Source organism: Aquimarina discodermiae (assembly GCF_040786235.1).
GTDB lineage: Bacteria > Bacteroidota > Bacteroidia > Flavobacteriales > Flavobacteriaceae > Aquimarina.
In genome coordinates this window covers 28,963-45,722 of sequence record NZ_JBFMKP010000024.1, presented here as the reverse complement: position 1 = coordinate 45,722, position 16,760 = coordinate 28,963, and the positions used below count along the sequence as shown (strand labels likewise).

Annotated in this window: 13 protein-coding genes; 7 read left to right on the top strand and 6 right to left on the bottom strand. The window is 33.3% G+C overall.

Annotated elements, in window-relative coordinates:
• Positions 1 to 53: 53 nt before the first annotated feature.
• From secA to ABW636_RS15875, 3 genes are all read right to left on the bottom strand, one after another.
• Positions 54 to 3,410, bottom strand: a complete 3,357-nt coding sequence (gene secA / locus ABW636_RS15885; protein WP_367591048.1) for a preprotein translocase subunit SecA — start codon at positions 3,408 to 3,410, stop codon at positions 54 to 56.
• Positions 3,411 to 3,764: 354 nt separating this feature from the next.
• Positions 3,765 to 3,986, bottom strand: coding sequence for a DUF2795 domain-containing protein (locus tag ABW636_RS15880; RefSeq protein WP_008272287.1), 222 nt, complete (start codon positions 3,984 to 3,986; stop codon positions 3,765 to 3,767).
• 117 nt (positions 3,987 to 4,103) lie between these two features.
• On the bottom strand, positions 4,104 to 4,700 hold the full coding sequence (locus tag ABW636_RS15875) for a cob(I)yrinic acid a,c-diamide adenosyltransferase (RefSeq protein WP_367591047.1): 597 nt from the start codon (positions 4,698 to 4,700) through the stop codon (positions 4,104 to 4,106).
• 367 nt (positions 4,701 to 5,067) lie between these two features.
• Between ABW636_RS15875 and recR the strand changes: the two genes are divergently transcribed.
• The 4 genes from recR (at position 5,068) to ABW636_RS15855 (ending at position 9,544) form a co-directional block, all read left to right on the top strand.
• The gene (gene recR, locus ABW636_RS15870; protein WP_367591085.1) at positions 5,068 to 5,685 is read left to right on the top strand and encodes a recombination mediator RecR; all 618 of its coding nucleotides are present in this window, start codon (positions 5,068 to 5,070) and stop codon (positions 5,683 to 5,685) included.
• A 26-nt stretch (positions 5,686 to 5,711) separates the two neighbouring features.
• Positions 5,712 to 6,839, top strand: coding sequence for a glycosyltransferase family 2 protein (locus tag ABW636_RS15865; RefSeq protein ID WP_367591084.1), 1,128 nt, complete (start codon positions 5,712 to 5,714; stop codon positions 6,837 to 6,839).
• Positions 6,840 to 6,927: 88 nt separating this feature from the next.
• Entirely contained in the window at positions 6,928 to 8,274 is a 1,347-nt protein-coding gene (locus tag ABW636_RS15860) for a dihydrolipoamide acetyltransferase family protein (RefSeq protein WP_367591046.1), read from the top strand.
• 355 nt (positions 8,275 to 8,629) lie between these two features.
• Positions 8,630 to 9,544 (top strand): hypothetical protein, encoded by a 915-nt coding sequence (locus ABW636_RS15855; RefSeq protein ID WP_367591045.1) that lies wholly within the window; start codon positions 8,630 to 8,632, stop codon positions 9,542 to 9,544.
• Between the two features lie 373 nt (positions 9,545 to 9,917).
• Here the strand turns inward: ABW636_RS15855 and ABW636_RS15850 are convergent, their stop codons facing one another.
• From ABW636_RS15850 to ABW636_RS15840, 3 genes are all read right to left on the bottom strand, one after another.
• Positions 9,918 to 10,547: a glutaredoxin family protein gene (locus ABW636_RS15850; protein ID WP_367591044.1), complete on the bottom strand. Its 630-nt coding sequence runs from the start codon at positions 10,545 to 10,547 to the stop codon at positions 9,918 to 9,920.
• Positions 10,548 to 10,843: 296 nt separating this feature from the next.
• On the bottom strand, positions 10,844 to 11,722 hold the full coding sequence (locus ABW636_RS15845; RefSeq protein WP_367591043.1) for an IPT/TIG domain-containing protein: 879 nt from the start codon (positions 11,720 to 11,722) through the stop codon (positions 10,844 to 10,846).
• Positions 11,723 to 11,746: 24 nt separating this feature from the next.
• On the bottom strand, positions 11,747 to 13,837 hold the full coding sequence (locus ABW636_RS15840; protein ID WP_367591042.1) for a TonB-dependent receptor plug domain-containing protein: 2,091 nt from the start codon (positions 13,835 to 13,837) through the stop codon (positions 11,747 to 11,749).
• A 110-nt stretch (positions 13,838 to 13,947) separates the two neighbouring features.
• Here ABW636_RS15840 and ABW636_RS15835 point away from each other — a divergent pair, with 110 nt between their 5' ends.
• The 3 genes from ABW636_RS15835 to ABW636_RS15825 are packed head-to-tail and all read left to right on the top strand — an operon-like array spanning position 13,948 to position 16,751.
• A complete protein-coding gene (locus ABW636_RS15835) occupies positions 13,948 to 14,856 on the top strand; it encodes a DUF6607 family protein (protein ID WP_367591041.1) in 909 nt (302 codons plus the stop codon).
• Between the two features lie 3 nt (positions 14,857 to 14,859).
• Entirely contained in the window at positions 14,860 to 16,260 is a 1,401-nt protein-coding gene (locus ABW636_RS15830) for an ankyrin repeat domain-containing protein (protein WP_367591040.1), read from the top strand.
• Positions 16,261 to 16,262: 2 nt separating this feature from the next.
• Positions 16,263 to 16,751: a DUF2271 domain-containing protein gene (locus ABW636_RS15825; RefSeq protein WP_367591039.1), complete on the top strand. Its 489-nt coding sequence runs from the start codon at positions 16,263 to 16,265 to the stop codon at positions 16,749 to 16,751.
• Positions 16,752 to 16,760: the final 9 nt, after the last annotated feature.

The window sequence follows — 16,760 nt, the reverse complement described above, 5'->3', positions numbered from 1 at the left end:
AAAGCCAAAACATTTTTCTGTTTTGGCTTTTTTATTTGTGTTATGTTGAAAGGTTAATTGTCAATAATCACCCATTCACCTTTTTCTATTAAAGGGATAGCTTGTTTGTATTTTACAGTTTTATTTTCACCACTCATAACGTGTTTGATGGTTACCCTGTCGTTACGACCAATTTTTGGTTGCTCTCTAACAATAGTTTCTGTAACCTGAGGTTGCCCTTGTGTTTGTCCGGCAGCTCGGTTTTGAGCCGCTCGTTCATCCATATTAGGGATTTCCTCTTTAGAGGTTTCTAACTTCTCTTTCTTTCTAACTTGACGTGCTTCAGAAATGTCCTGAGTATTACCTGTCGGCAATTCTCCTTTAAACAAGAAAGAAATTACATCTTTATTTACTTCCTCGATCATAGCTTTAAACAATTCAAAAGCTTCGAACTTATAGATTAGTAAAGGATCTTTTTGTTCGTGTACTGCTAGCTGAACACTTTGTTTTAATTCATCCATTTTTCGAAGATGCGTTTTCCATGCATCATCGATAATAGCTAATGTGATATTTTTTTCGAAATCGGTGATTAATTGTTTTCCTTCAGATTCGTATGCTTTTTGTAAATCTGTAGCAACATTGATACTTTTTATACCATCTGTAAACGGCACTAAGATTCTTTCGTAGTTGCTAGAAGGGTCTTCGAATACTTGCTTGATTACTGGGTATGCAGTTTCTGCATTACGTTTCATCTTATCTTGATAATGCTCATATGCAGTTTTGTAAACTTCTCCTGCAATTTTTTGAGTATCCATCTTTTCAAATTCAGCTTCAGATACCGGACTGCTCATAGAGAAATAGCGAATTAGCTCAAATTCGAAATTTTTAAAGTCCTGAGCGTCTTTATTTCCGCCGGTGATAACTTCTACTGTGTCATAGATCATATTTGCAATATCGACTCTTAAACGCTCTCCAAATAATGCATGATAACGACGTTTGTAAACTACTTCACGCTGTGCATTCATTACATCATCATATTCTAATAGTCGTTTACGGACACCAAAGTTATTTTCTTCGACTTTTTTCTGCGCTCTTTCTATGGATTTAGAAATCATAGAATGCTGAATAACCTCTCCTTCTTTTAAGCCCATTCGGTCCATCATCTTTGCAATTCTTTCAGAACCAAATAATCGCATAAGATTATCTTCTAACGATACATAGAATTGAGAGCTTCCTGGATCTCCTTGTCGACCAGCACGACCTCTTAACTGTCTGTCTACACGTCGAGAATCATGACGCTCTGTACCTACAATTGCAAGACCTCCCGCAGCTTTTACTTCGTCAGATAGTTTAATATCTGTACCACGACCTGCCATATTGGTTGCAATAGTTACCATACCTGTATTACCTGCTTCGGCAACAATATCGGCCTCTTTTTTATGCAATTTGGCATTTAATACATTATGAGGTACTTTACGAATCGTAAGCATCCTTCCTAACAACTCAGATATTTCTACAGAGGTTGTACCAATAAGTACAGGCCTCCCTGCTTTTGATAGTTCGGTAACTTGATCTATTACTGCGTTGTATTTTTCGCGCTTAGTTTTGTATACCAAATCTTCTCTATCATGTCTCGCAATAGGACGATTGGTTGGTATTTCTACTACATCTAATTTGTAAATTTCCCAAAGTTCACCTGCTTCTGTAACGGCGGTACCTGTCATACCTGATAGTTTACCGTACATTCTAAAATAATTCTGTAATGTTACAGTAGCAAAAGTTTGCGTTGCATCTTCAATCTTTACATTTTCTTTGGCTTCTATTGCTTGGTGTAATCCATCACTATATCTTCTACCGTCCATAATACGACCGGTTTGTTCATCGACAATTTTTACTTTATTGTCCATTACTACATATTCTACGTCTTTTTCGAATAATGAATATGCTTTTAGAAGTTGTCTTAATGTGTGTATTCTTTCACTTTTTACACTATAATCTCTAAAAAGTTCTTCTTTCTTTTCGGCTTCATCTTCTTTAGATAGTTCTAGCTTCTCGATTTTTGCAATCTCCATACCGATTTGAGGTAAGACAAAAAAATCGGGATCTTCTTTGCCAGAAAGGTAATCTACTCCTTTATCGGTAAGGTCAATCTGATTATTTTTTTCTTCTATAACATAGTACAAATCTGCATCGATTTTATGCATTTCACGATTGTTGTCCTGCATATAGAAGTTTTCAGTTTTTTGAAGTAATTGTTTTACACCTTCTTCACTTAAAAACTTGATTAATGCTTTATTTTTAGGAATTCCCCTATATACCTGAAGTAGTTTAAAACCACCTTCTTTAGTATCCCCTTCTTTAATTAGCTTTTTGGCTTCTGCTAGGACGGTTGTAAGGTATTTTTGCTGTACAGAGACAATGTCTGATATTTTTGGTTTTAGTTCATCAAATTCGTGAACATCTCCTTTTGGAATAGGACCAGAAATGATTAATGGTGTACGTGCATCATCGATCAATACTGAATCTACCTCATCTATGATCGCGTAATTATGAGGTCGTTGTACCAAATCTTCTGGAGCGTGAGACATATTATCTCTTAGGTAGTCAAAACCAAATTCGTTATTGGTTCCGTATGTGATATCTGCATTATATGCTGCTCTACGTTCTGCAGAGTTAGGCTTATGGTTGTCGATACAGTCTACAGTAAGACCATGGAATTGAAAAATAGGCGCCATCCATTCACTATCACGACGAGCAAGATAATCGTTTACGGTTACAAGGTGAACACCATTACCAGATAAAGCATTAAGATAAACAGGAAGTGTGGCCACTAATGTCTTTCCTTCTCCTGTTTGCATTTCGGCTACTTTCCCTTGGTGTAGTGTAATTCCACCAATTAACTGCACATCATAATGGATCATGTCCCATTTAACTTCTTTTCCTGCAGCATCCCAACTTGTTGACCAAATGGCTTGGTCATTGTCAAGGGAGATATGGGTTCTGGTTCCCGATAACTCTCTGTCATATGCAGAGGCGGTTACCGTAACAGTATCGTTGTTTGCAAATCGTTTTGCAGTTTCTTTTATTACAGCAAAAGCTTCTGGTAGAATATCGTTTAAGGCTTTTTCGGTAGTTTGATAAGCTTCTTCTTTTAGTTTATCAATCTCGCCATAGATATCTTCTTTTTTGTCTATGTCTTCTGTAGTATTGGCTTCTTCTTTAAGTAAGTCGATTTTAGAATTAATGGCTGCTCTGGCATCATCTATTCGTTTTTTAAACTCAACAGTTTTGGCACGTAATTCGTCATGAGAAATGTTTTCTAATGCTTTTCCGGCTTTTTTAATGAGCTCAACTTTTGGTTGAACCTCTTTTATATCTTTTTTGGATTTATCTCCTACAAATACTTTTAATACAGAATCTAAAATTCCCATAATATATGATTATGTGTTTAATGAGATTTTAATTTCAATTTTGAAACTAACTGATTTACCTCTTGCAAAGAGGTAGCAATAAGGCTTGATCTCTTAAATATCGAGATTTATCCTATCTCAAGACCAAATGATGGCCTGTTATACAATACTTTTATGTCGTAAATAACATTTTAATCCAAATTCTATTTTATAAAAACGAATACATGTTAAGGTTGTTGTGAAATATGATGTTTATATATTTCACAATTTTTTAGCACATGTAACCGATTCTAATAATAGAATTAAGGTTAAAAGCGGCGTAATTTACGCAAAAAAAAAGCCTCTTTCGAGACTTTTAATACTATTTTAATTCATTTAATATTCATCCTCATTCCAAAGATAATCTTCGTCAGTCGGATAATCAGGCCATATCTCTTCTATAGAGTCATATGAGTCTCCTTCATCTTCAATTGCTTGTAGGTTTTCTACAACCTCTAGAGGTGCTCCAGTACGAATTGCATAATCGATTAATTCGTCTTTTGTAGCTGGCCAAGGCGCATCACTTAAATAGGATGCTAATTCTAAAGTCCAATACATATGTTTACTGGTTTAATTTTTTTTGCAAAAATAATTTTTTAGTTTAAAAAGTCAAGTAAAAAATTAATTATTTAAACAATAATTATAAGAACGTGATTTTCTGGGCTTTCCCATTAATTATTTTGCAGTGGTTTTGTTGTTAGGATTTTTTTCAGGAATCCATTTAATTTCTTCTGCTCTTAGATCGAATGACAACTTTCGTGCCAGTACAAAAAGGTAGTCAGATAGTCGGTTTAAATACTGTAAGTTTTTCTCTTCAAAAGGCTCGATTTCATAGAGAGCACTAGCCAAACGTTCTGCTCTGCGACATACACAGCGGGCTACATGACAGAATGACACAGTTTGGTGACCTCCTGGTAATACAAAATGTGTCATAGGCGCTAGTGATTCATTCATAGCATCAATTTCTTTTTCTAAAAACTCAATATCTTCAGAAGAAATAGTTGGAATGTTAAGTCTTTTTTGACCACTCTTTAAAATCGCTTTTTCGGGATCGGTCGCTAACACTGCTCCAACTGTAAAAAGTTTATCTTGTATGTCGATAAGTGTTTTTTTGGAAGAGTTATCAATTTCTTGATCTCTAATAAGTCCTATATAAGAGTTTAACTCATCTACAGTGCCGTAACTGTCGATACGAATATGATGTTTAGGGACTCTGGTTCCTCCAAACAATGCTGTGGTCCCTTTGTCACCTGTTTTTGTGTATATTTTCATAGAGAGTTATTTTTTCTTTTTTTCGTAATTCTTTCTGAAATTACGTTTATCACGGTTATATAGCTTGTTTTTGTTTCGTTTTGTGTTCCAGGAAACGATCACAAATAAAACAGCAATTGCTAATACTGTTAAAATAAGCTGTGTTTGTTCTGAAAGCATAGCTACTATCTTGATGTTTTTAAGTAAAAGTAATAAAATACAGAGTAGCTACACGATCAATACTATTTTTTTTGTGTTCTGAAGTGTAGTAAAACAAAATATACACGGCTTGTTTGATCTTTGATGTATTGCAGTTTTAGTGAACAGCGTTATTATGATGTCAAACCAACGACTACAAACATTAAAAAAACTGTACATTTGTAGTGCTATGGAATTTTCTTCAAAATTATTAGAGAATGCTGTCTATGAGATGTCCCAGTTACCTGGGGTAGGTAAGCGTACAGCATTAAGATTGGTATTACATTTACTAAGACAGCCAGAAACACAAACAGAGCATTTGGTGAAGGCTTTGGGGGCCTTAAGGTCAGATGTGAAATTTTGTAAATCATGTCATAACATAAGTGATGTCGCTATATGCGAAATTTGCAATAACCCAAATAGAAATAGAGAACTGATTTGTATAGTAGAGGATATACGAGATGTTATGGCAATTGAAAATACGGGTCAATATAGAGGGCTATATCATGTCTTAGGCGGAAAAATAAATCCATTAGAAGGCATCGGCCCTCATGAATTAACTATTGCTCCTTTGGTAGAAAAAGTAAAAAAAGGAGAAGTAAAAGAATTAATTTTTGCTTTGAGTGCTACCATGGAAGGAGATACTACAAATTTTTATATTTATAAGCAATTAGAAGGGTTATCTATAAAAACATCTACCATTGCTAGAGGAATAGGAGTAAATGATGAATTAGAATATGCAGATGAGCTTACGTTAGGAAGAAGTATACGTAATAGGATACCTTTTGAAAATGCTTTGAAAAGTTAAAGAAGCAAAACTTAAATTTTTACACCCTGAAACTATCTGTTGTTATTGTAAATTACAATGTTCGTCATTTTCTTGAGCTATGCTTGATAAGTGTTAAAGATGCATTGCGAGATAGTAAGGCAGAGGTTATTGTAGTTGATAATGGTTCTAAAGATCAGAGTTGTAAAATGATAAAAGATCGATTTGCTTGGGTGCGGCTTATTGAAAATGAACAAAATATAGGCTTGTCGAGAGCTAATAATCAAGGAGCTAATCAGGCAAAAGGAGAATATGTTTGTTTTCTTAATCCAGATATAGTAGTGGGATCAAGAACATTTTCTAATTTATTAGATAGAGCTAAGCTATTACCGAATTTAGGGATTGTGGGTCCAAGACTCATAGATGGTAAGGGTAGGTTTCTTAATGATAGTAAACGCAATATTCCGTCACCGTTAACCTCATTACAAAGACTTTTAGGGGTTAATTTTGGTAGTGTAAAGAATTATTATGCCAAGCATATACCTTCAGAAAAAAATGGTTATGTCGATGTGCTGTCGGGTTCTTTTTTATTAATAAAGAAAAAAGCGTTCGATTCGATAAATGGTTTTGATGAAGATTTCTTTTTATGTTGCGAGGATATAGATTTGTGCTATAGAATGAAAAAAAAAGGATTTCAGAATTATTATATAGGAGATACTGTAGCAATTCATTATAGAGCAGAAAGTATTGGGCGTAATGAGGTTTATGTAAAGCAATTTTATAATGCAATGAGAATCTTTTATAAAAAGCATTTTCAAAGCAATTGGTTGTTTGATGTGCTGATTTCTATTGCCATACAAATGGTAGCTTCGATTTTGGGATTACAGAAACGTATTAAAAAAAGCAATAGTATAAATCAATATTATTTGATTTCAGAAGATGCACGTTTAAAACAGAAATTAAAGGCGATTCTATCTCAAAAAATCAAAAAGATTTCAAGAGAAAGGTTAACAAATTTGGGAGATCAAAATATCGAGATTATCTTTGATAACAATTTTATAGCTTTTGATGATATTATTGATTGTATGCAAAAGAATAAAAGTAATAGAATAACATATAAAATACGACCACAAGGTAGCGATTATGTCGTAGGTAGCGATTTTAATGATGGAAAAGGAGAAGTAATTTGGTTGTAGAAAAATATATAAGGAAAAATTAATTTTTTAGCCTTGTTTTTATTAAATTCGCAAAAACGTAAACAAATAAACACTTTTGATTAAGGATATGGCAAAATTTGAGCTAAAACTTCCAAAGATGGGTGAGAGTGTTGCAGAGGCAACAATAACAACTTGGTTAAAAGAAGTTGGGGATACTATAGAGTTAGATGATGCGATTGTAGAGATTGCAACAGATAAAGTCGATAGTGAAGTGCCTAGCGAAGTAGAGGGAGTTTTGATAGAAAAGCTGTTCGAAGTTGATGATGTTATACAGGTGGGGCAGGTGATTGCTGTAATTGAAACAGAGTCTAATGGAGCTGTAGAGGTAGCGTCTGATTCTTTTGTAGAATCAACGAATAACCAGGAAGTTCCAGAAGAAGCGAATGTCATAGAAACTCAAATAGCAGAGGTTACAGAAGTGGTTACTGCCAATACAAGTGCTGATTTTGATGGCAGTACAAAATTTTATTCTCCACTAGTAAAGAATATTGCAGCGACAGAGGGAGTTTCTCTTAGTGAACTAGAATCTATCGAAGGGACAGGGAAAGATAGTCGTGTTACTAAAAAAGATATGCTTCAATTTGTAGAAGATCGTAAAAGTGGTAAAGTAAAAGAGCCGGTTGCTACAAATCAATTACAAGAAAAAACAATAGCTTCAGAAAAGGAAAAGAGTAGCTCTAAGGCGGCTCCAGTTATTGCTTCAGGAGAAGATGAGATTATAGAGATGACTAGAATGGGTAAACTGGTAGCAAACCATATGGTAAACTCGGTTCAAACTTCTGCTCATGTTCAATCTTTTATAGAGGCAGATGTTACAAATATCTGGAACTGGAGAAAGAAGGCCAAAGTAGGTTTTATGGAGAGGGAAGGAGAAAAACTGACATTTACTCCTATATTTATGGAGGCTGTGGCAAAAGCTCTTAAGGATTTTCCTATGATGAATATTTCGGTTTCGGGAGATACTATTATTAAAAAGAAACATATTAATCTTGGTATGGCAGCTGCTTTATCCGATGGTAATTTAATAGTACCTGTGATCAAAAATGCAGACCAGTTAAATTTGGTAGGTATGACCAAAGCCGTGAATGATCTTGCAAATAGAGCTCGTAACAATGCATTAAAACCAGATGATATACAAGATGGCACTTATACCGTAACGAATGTGGGTACTTTTGGAAGTATTATGGGGACTCCTATTATTAATCAACCTCAGGTAGGGATATTAGCTTTGGGGGCTATAAGAAAGGTTCCTGCGGTAATAGAAACACCAGAAGGTGATTTTATTGGTATTCGATATAGAATGTTCTTATCACATTCTTATGATCATCGTGTTGTTAATGGTGCTTTAGGAGGGCAATTTGTACAACGAGTAAAAGATTACCTAGAAGCTTGGGATGTAAATAGAGAATTTTAAAAAGCATAACAAAAAATATTTATAATAATAAACCATGGCAGTTTTGTCATGGTTTATTTATTTTGGTGTTATTGTAAATAATAAAATTCCAGACATTACTTATCTTTATGCAAGAACAAAAAGAATGTTCTTTGGATAAATATATCAAGTAAACATAAAAACAAGCCTTGTAATTTGCTTTTATCGCACTCATATTTCATAATAAAATAAAATCGTAGCTAATGCTATGCTTGGATTTTCTTGTTTATCTGATCACGATATAATCTAAATTCTTTAGATTCATTTTTAAATTCATTTGGTATCGGTTCTAAGTTTTAAGTAATTACCATTTGAAAATAATAGTCCTTTTAGATATATGAAAAAAACAGCTCAGATAAGAAAATCATTACATAAGCCTTATTGGTATGATAGAACTAATGGAGATCATATTAATAATATAGAATTATTAGTATCGACGAATCTTCCTGTTACCGTTGCTATTGTACTAGGATTACTTTATAGTCCTTGGTTTTTATATGCATTGGGGTTATTTGTAGTATTAGTTGTTATTATATTTAAATGGTATAACAACAATTTTGATCGTTATTTTCGGTTTATAAAAAGAATAGAAAAAAGAGGAGATAAAGAAAATATATTTTATGTTGTTCAATCCAGTATACTGGCAAAAAAAAATGGAAAGCCATTCGTTGAAGAAGGTGTAAAATGGAAAGATAGTGAAACATTTTATTCCAATTCAGGTAAAGAAGAAGCAGCACAATTTTTTGATCAGAAAACGATTAAAAAAGAAGTAGGAGAGCAAGTGTTGTCTGATGTGATGAAATCTGTACATAAACCTAATAAGGTTTATGGTAAGTTTAGAGAGAAAAATAACATATCAAAAAAAGAGGAGACTTTATTTATTAGTGTTTTTCTATTACCTATACTGGCAACTTTTTTTGTGCTATTGTTGGTAAAACCGGTTATAGCTGTATATGTATTTGGATTTGTTATATTGTGTTTAATACTAGCGTATGCTTATTATGTTAGGTCAGAAAAACGTTTTCTTCGTGTTATAGAAAGAACCGAAGAGCAGGGTAGATATAGAAAAACGACTTATCATATACAATCCTTTATAACAAAGATGGATTTAAATGATGTTGTATCGGATAATAGTTTGAAATGGAGGGATTATTATCCTTATGGACTTAGCGAAGGAGGTACTCGCTTAACCGTATTTTCTCATTTCGAAAAAGAAACTATTGAAAATATAGTAGTAGAGAAAGTTTTATAGTTAAAAAATATGCTACAGAAATTATAGAATATCTTTAGAGAAAGAAATTGATCACTAACCTTTTCTTTTCAAGAAAAATAGAAGATTTTTATAAAGGTAGCGCCCCATCGTCACATACAAAAAGCTCTAACAAGAAGATAATTGTCTGCATAAAGTAATTGATCTATAAGTATTATATGGCTAATGACATATAGGGTTAAAGCAGCTAAAAACAAAAACCCTACGAGGTTACCGATCTTTTTTTAAGACATAAGTGTTTTGCTTTTATATAGATGTTTCTTATACTTTAAAAGTTGCCTGGAAATATAGGCTGTATTTATTTTGAATAAAGAGTTCGGATTGGTGATGTTTTTTTTATCGAACACAAAAAGGATCAGAGTTGTAGTTTTTGAACAAATAGATCAATATCATCAATAGGAAGATTTATGATGCCTTTTACAATACCTAGTGGCACTGCAACATTTTTTTTATCATACCCTTCTTTATGTAATAGCTCCCATAAAAATTCGCGATACCGCGTTCTAGTGTCTATGTTTACCTCTCTATATTTGATGTGATTTTTATTAAGCTGGGATATTAAGGTTTCACATTTATTGCAAGTTTCTCGGGTAAATATGATGATCTCTGACCCCATAATAGAGGATAAAGGGGCTTCTTTTTGGGGAGTTTTATCTCTCTCTACATCAATTGTTTCTAGTTCATTGTTGACAATCAGATTATATGTGTAGGAGGATTCTGTGTCTGCTAAAGGGATGAGAATTGACATTTGTACTTTGCTATTAGCAGGAATATTTTTTATAATAGGCCTATGGGCACTTCTTCGGTATCCGGTTGGATTGATCTTTAAAAAAACGCTTTTATCTGTAGAACTGTCATTTTGAACATAGATAATTGTTCGTTTTTTTTGCTTTTCCTCTACTAAATAAACGTTCTTAACCTGAGAGTAAATACTTATAGGAATAAGGAATAAAACCCATAAAATTCGTTTCAGAAAACAGATCATATTTCTTTTTTTTAAAAGATACGGTTTCTTTTAAAAATGCCAAAACAGAACTAAAATCTATTTTTAAATATATGCGATCATTGGTGATGTAAAAGAGAACCCCCTGAAACATTTTTTTTCAGGGGGTAATATTGAAACTTTAAAAATTATAAAGTAACACACACTCAGTTTATAATGATAATAGTTTCAATACGATCGTTTAAATAACTGTGAGAGTATTCAAAGTTTAGTTAGTGGCTAATTATATGACAAAAAGAAGGAATACTCACTAGATTATTTAATCGATACATTTAGGGTTATTCAAAAGATGTTACTCCTACATTTGGGTTATAAACATACTTGAAGGTGTAGTAACGACCTTCGTTTGTCATTACATTTGGATTAGCAGGAGCATCTTTATAGTAGCTTAAAATCTCTACTTTTGCATAATTTCCGTTGCTGGTTTTAAAAACAAGAATTTTTCCTGGGATCGGTGTGATCAAATGATTAGGTGCTCCCGAATAGTTGTACCACCCATTGTCACTCCCTGTTGGGATAGCAAATCCCTGATCGGTATCTTGAGAAAAGCTAAGCCCGTCTGCCGTTGTGATATTGCTAAAAATACCTTCTGCAATGGCCACACTTACTTCTCCGTTACGTGCGGGTTCATCAGCTGTTCCTGTAGTAGCACCTCCATTAACAGCAATAGTAGTTCCTCTAAAAGCAATATCCCAATCGGTATCACTAGTGGTTATTTCACCAGTTTCAAAATCAAATTTTGTAAAATCTCCCCCTACAGGTTGTCCTTGTCCTCCTGTTTGAGGAGCACTTAGGTTTTCTACTTTGTTTTCTACTAATGGTTTTAGAACTGCAAAAGTACCTGCATTAAGAGTTTTAGTACCGTATTTTACAATAATGTCTCCCGATGTTGCATCTTCTGGGATGGTTACTACGATAGCCGTGCTAGTAACACTTTTAATGGTTGCTGTAGTGCCATTAAAAGTAACACTTAGTTCAGCGGTCGAACTAGGAAACCCTGTTCCGTTTATAGTGATTTCAGATCCTAAAACACCTTGTTCTGCAGATAGTTCCTGAACGGCAAACTCTGCTGTTTCTGTCATAACTGCATCATCATCACTACTACAAGAAGCTAGAAGTATGCTTAGCATTAAGAATATAAATTTTACTTTTTTCATTTTGACTTTATTTAGTATTAGTATTTAAAATTGATAATTAAGTTTTATAAAAGCTTGTATTCCTGGTAGTGCAGGAATATTGGCATCGGTATGATCAAAAAGATTGTTGGCTCCGGCCTGAAGTGTAAAATCATCATAAAAAGTTTTACTGGCGGCGATATTGGTAGTTACAAAACCATCAACAAAACTGGTGTCATAGTTATCTATAATGTTGTTTCCATTGGTGTCAAATTGACCATATTTACTGCGATATAACAGTCGAAGATTAATATTTCCTTTTATTGAAGGGATATCGTAGAATACTTTAAAATTTGCATTATGCCTTGAACGATTTGGTAAACCAAAATAATCTGATGATTCTAGCGCTACGGTTTCTAAAGTTTCTGGATTACGAATAAATACTTCTCCGTTTTCGACTTCTTCTTCTCTTGTTTTGTCATAGGCATATAAAAGCTGGTACCCACCACTAATATTAATATTTTTTAAAACCCTAAAAGAAGAGTTGAACTCTATTCCAGTGGTGTAACTCTCATCAACATTAACATAGCTAAAAACATTTTGACCGTTTGCTTTTCTTGCAATTACCCGAGTGTCAATAAAGTTTTTTCGATCATTTCTAAAGAGGTTAATTTCGGTATTCCATTTTCCTCTTTTGAAAGTGAACCCTGCATTATAACCAATAGAGCTTTCTGCTTGTAAAGGATCTTGTAACTCACTTTCTTCAACAGTTATATTTTGGATTTGCCCTTGAGTTTCTAGCTCTTTTAATTTATCTACTGCAACATTATAGCCCAACACAGTATAACCGACAGTAGAATTTGTGAAATCAAAATACAGTTGTCTAAAATCTGGAGCTTTATACCCATATCCAATAGATGTTTTGAATGCAAACTCATTGGTGATTTTAAATCTAAATGCTAGTTTGGGGCTAAATTGATTGCTGTATTCTGAGTGATTATCAAAACGAGCTCCAGCAATTATATTGATTCGGTCAAGTACGTTAAAATCATATTGTGAATAGACATATTGAGAACTAAAATCTACTTTGTCATCAAAATAGGTACGATCCAATAAATCATATTGAAACCCTACTCCAGAAGTTAGTTTACTATTGTTGTTAAAAGTATAAGTAGCTCTAATTTCTGGGCGCAATAGCTTTTGGTCAAAAAAGGAATCATTTAGAATGTCGGTAGGAGCGTTTACCGATGTCAATTTTTCTGAAGCTTTGTAATTGGTGTAATAAAACTCATAAGTAGCATTAAATTTTTCATTCCATAAGTGATCTAATTTAAGCTGAGTGTTTAAATCATTTTCTTCATTATCACCTCTATATATTGATTCTTCTGTAATGAGTTCGCTATTTTGTAATTGATGATAAAACCTTGTAGAAGAGAACAGTGATATTTTGTCATTAAAATCATAATAGATTCTACCGTTAACGGTATAATTTTCAAATGGGTCTATTGTATTTCCTTGGGTATCAGAATTCAGATCATACCCTTCACTAGAAAATCTGTTGGCAAAGAAAGCGTAACGTAGTTTTTTGAAGCTTTGCTCTATCCCAAGGTTGAGGTCTTGTTCTGTAAAACTACCAATTCGATACGAAGCATTTCCAGAAAGTTTTTTGGTTTCTGGTTTTTCAGTAATAATGTTAACTACACCTCCCATGGCTTCAGAACCATATAAACTACTAGAAGGACCTTTTACAACTTCTATTTGCTTAATATTTCCTACGGTGAGTCTTTCCAAATTAAAGTTACCAGAACTTCTACCAATTAAAGGAACACCATCTATTAAGATGAGAACATAATCCGATTCCATTCCTTGGATCTGTATCCCTTCAAAACCACTTCTATCTGCAACGGTTATAATCCCTGTTTGTTCACTAAGAATTTCATTTAACCTTACCGACCCAGATTGCGCAATTTTTTTTTGGGATACTAAAGTAACGGGTAAGGGTAAAGAAGAAAGTTGTCTTTTAGTTCTAGTGGCAGATATAACTATTTCTTCTATCTCTGTAACTAGGGGCTTTTCAATGTTTTCGACATCTTGAGAATGCGTGAATACCGTAGTTAAAAAAAATAAAATAGTAATATTCAGAAACTTGTAATTCATTATTTTATTTAAAATGATTCTTAATAGTGCGCAAATATATACATAATTCTTATTTAGAATAAATAAAAATAATTATTTTTGCATCAAAATTTTAATCAATAAGTGATCTAATGAAAACAACTTTTTATACGCTAATAGCATTTTTTGTAGTGTTAACGGCAGATGCGCAAATCAAAAACAAACAAAAACAAGACAGTGATGCAATAAAAGAAATGTGCGGCTGTTACGAAGTAACTTTTAATTTCGTAGAAACATTTCAGTACAGTAAAGATTCTCTTTACAAACCTTCAAAGACCAAAATTGCCTCTGGATTAGAATGGGCTCAATTGGTAGTTGATAAAGACGATAAAATTTCTATTCAACATTTATTACAAGTTGGGAATCCAGCAGAACCAAATATTGTAAAGCACTGGAGACAAGACTGGATTTATGAAAATACAGATTTTTATATGTTTAATGGGGATAATGTCTGGAACTTTACACAAAAATCTCAAGACGATGTAAAAGGTCAGTGGACTCAAAAAGTATTTCAGGTAGATGATAGCCCTCGTTACGAAGGATCTGCAACCTGGGTTCATGTAGACGGCAAGAGTTTTTGGGAAAATACAACAGATGCACCCTTACCAAGACGAGAGTATACTAAAAGAAATGACTATAATGTAACTATTCGAGGTAATAGACATGAAATTACAAAAGAAGGGTGGATACACGATCAAGATAATAGTAAGGTGATTAGAAAAGAAGGAAAAGAAGATGTTCTTTTGGCGAAAGAAAAAGGGTATAATACCTATGTAAAGGTGGCTGATGAAAGATGTAAAGTAGCAAGCGATTGGTGGAAACAACATGGTGATAAATGGGCCTTGGTTCGTGATAAATGGGAAGAGATATACGGTAGAAATACAACATTGTCATTAGAATCTAAAGTAGATAACAAACCATTGTATAAACATCTATTTTCGGAAGATTATTCTCAGGAAAATGATATATCTAAAGTAATAGAGTCTTTTGTAAAAAAATAAAAAATGAAACATTTACAAAACATATTTTGCTTCAGTATATTTTTGTTTGCAAGTTTTCTGTTTTCTCAAAAGTCAAATGCTTTTTTAGAAAGAACATATTGGAAAACGAATCCTTCCATAGAAGATGTAGAGCAAAAAATTAAGGAAGGGCATGATATATCAGCGTTAAATGAGTTTTTATTTGATGCGGTTTCTTGGGCATTTATAGAAAAGGTAGATAATAAAACCATCAAGCATTTACTTACCAAAAAAGGGAATGATGTTAATAAATTGACTCATGATGGTAGAACTTATATTTTTTGGGCTGCTTATCGAGGCAATATAGAAATGATGCAATTTTTGGCAGATAAAGGTGCAAAGACAGATATTGTGGATAGTCATGGTTATTCGTTGCTAAACTTTGCAGCAGTAACAGGACAACTTGATGTCGCTTTGTATGATTTCTGCATCACAAATGGAGCTGATGTAACCAAAGAAAAAAATCAGAATGGAGCCAATGCTTTGTTATTGGTAGCTCCTTTTGTAAAGGAATATCAACTCATAGATTACTTTATTTCTAAAGGAATTGATCTTACTAGTAAAGATACTCACGGAAATGGTATTTTTAATTACGCAGCCAAGAGAGGAAATGTTGATTTATTAGATATGCTGATAAAAAAAGGAGTCGATTATAAAGGCTTGAATAAGGAAGGTGGTAATGCAATGCTGTTTGCAAGTCAAGGTACTAGAGGATATTCAAACCCATTAGCAACCTATCAATATTTAGAAAAGTTAGGAATCAATCCAAATGTCACGAATCAAAACGGGGTAACACCATTGCATGAATTGGCTTCTAAAACAAAAGATATTACTGTTTTGGAGTATTTTATCTCTAAAGGAGTTGATATAAATCAACAGGACACTAATGGAAAGTCAGCTATAACAAATGCCATTGCAAGAAACTCGGTAGAAATAGTCGAATTTTTAGTTGAAAATGATGCAGATCTTTTTGTTAAGGACAAAAACGGAAATAACCTGGCTTACTATCTTATAAAAGCTTTTAATCCAAAAAAAACAGAAGTTTTTGATCAAAAACTAGAAATACTTACCAAAAATGGTTTTGATCCTTTAAAAAAACAAGATGATGGTAATACATTGTATCATCTTGCGGTCAAAAAAAACGATTTGGCATTGTTAAAAAAGATTAGAAATAAAGCTATTCCAATCAATGCGAAGAATAAAGAGGGTAATACAGCATTGCATATTGCCGCAATGAAAGCCGAAAATGACCATATTTTGAAATACTTAATAACATTAGGGGCCGATACAGCAATAAAAACAGACTTTAAAGAATCGGTTTATGATTTAGCAATTGAAAATGAACAATTACAAAAGCCTAATATCACCCTTAATTTTCTGAAATGATTATGAAAACAACCATAAAAATAGTTGTAGCATTCACTTTTTTGGTATTTGTAACCGCTGGTTTTATAAAACCAGCAGAAGTGAACACGTATAAGTGTATGATACAATTAACCAATTATACAGGAGAAGGTGCTTATGTTATTGTTTCTTTGATAAATGCAGAAGGGGCGTACGAGTCAACATTATATGTTCAAGGGCAAGATGAAGAGTGGTATCATGATATCCCAGAATGGTGGAATTTTTACGGAAAAACTAGGCCCAACATCGATGCAATTTCAGGAGAAACCGTTAAAGGAGGAGAACGCACCATTCGCATTCTAAAGATTCCTAAGGATAAAATAAATACAGGTTACAGTATTCGTTTTGAAACCGCTGTAGAAGATCAGGAGTATTATAAAGATGATGTTCAGTTCGAACTTACTTCAGAAACTGTTAATAGCAAGAAAGAGGGAAAAGGTTTTATTCGATATGTACGAATGATGCCTCAATAACACCAAACA

Bases quoted from the DNA above. Each gene is read 5' to 3' on its own strand.
- secA (WP_367591048.1), bottom strand. From the start codon at position 3,410: ATGGGAATTTTAGATTCTGTATTAAAAGTATTTGTAGGAGATAAATCC.
- ABW636_RS15880 (WP_008272287.1), bottom strand. From the start codon at position 3,986: ATGTATTGGACTTTAGAATTAGCATCCTATTTAAGTGATGCGCCTTGG.
- ABW636_RS15875 (WP_367591047.1), bottom strand. From the start codon at position 4,700: ATGAAAATATACACAAAAACAGGTGACAAAGGGACCACAGCATTGTTT.
- recR (WP_367591085.1), top strand. From the start codon at position 5,068: ATGGAATTTTCTTCAAAATTATTAGAGAATGCTGTCTATGAGATGTCC.
- ABW636_RS15860 (WP_367591046.1), top strand. From the start codon at position 6,928: ATGGCAAAATTTGAGCTAAAACTTCCAAAGATGGGTGAGAGTGTTGCA.
- ABW636_RS15855 (WP_367591045.1), top strand. From the start codon at position 8,630: ATGAAAAAAACAGCTCAGATAAGAAAATCATTACATAAGCCTTATTGG.
- ABW636_RS15850 (WP_367591044.1), bottom strand. From the start codon at position 10,547: ATGATCTGTTTTCTGAAACGAATTTTATGGGTTTTATTCCTTATTCCT.
- ABW636_RS15845 (WP_367591043.1), bottom strand. From the start codon at position 11,722: ATGAAAAAAGTAAAATTTATATTCTTAATGCTAAGCATACTTCTAGCT.
- ABW636_RS15840 (WP_367591042.1), bottom strand. From the start codon at position 13,837: ATGAATTACAAGTTTCTGAATATTACTATTTTATTTTTTTTAACTACG.
- ABW636_RS15835 (WP_367591041.1), top strand. From the start codon at position 13,948: ATGAAAACAACTTTTTATACGCTAATAGCATTTTTTGTAGTGTTAACG.
- ABW636_RS15830 (WP_367591040.1), top strand. From the start codon at position 14,860: ATGAAACATTTACAAAACATATTTTGCTTCAGTATATTTTTGTTTGCA.
- ABW636_RS15825 (WP_367591039.1), top strand. From the start codon at position 16,263: ATGAAAACAACCATAAAAATAGTTGTAGCATTCACTTTTTTGGTATTT.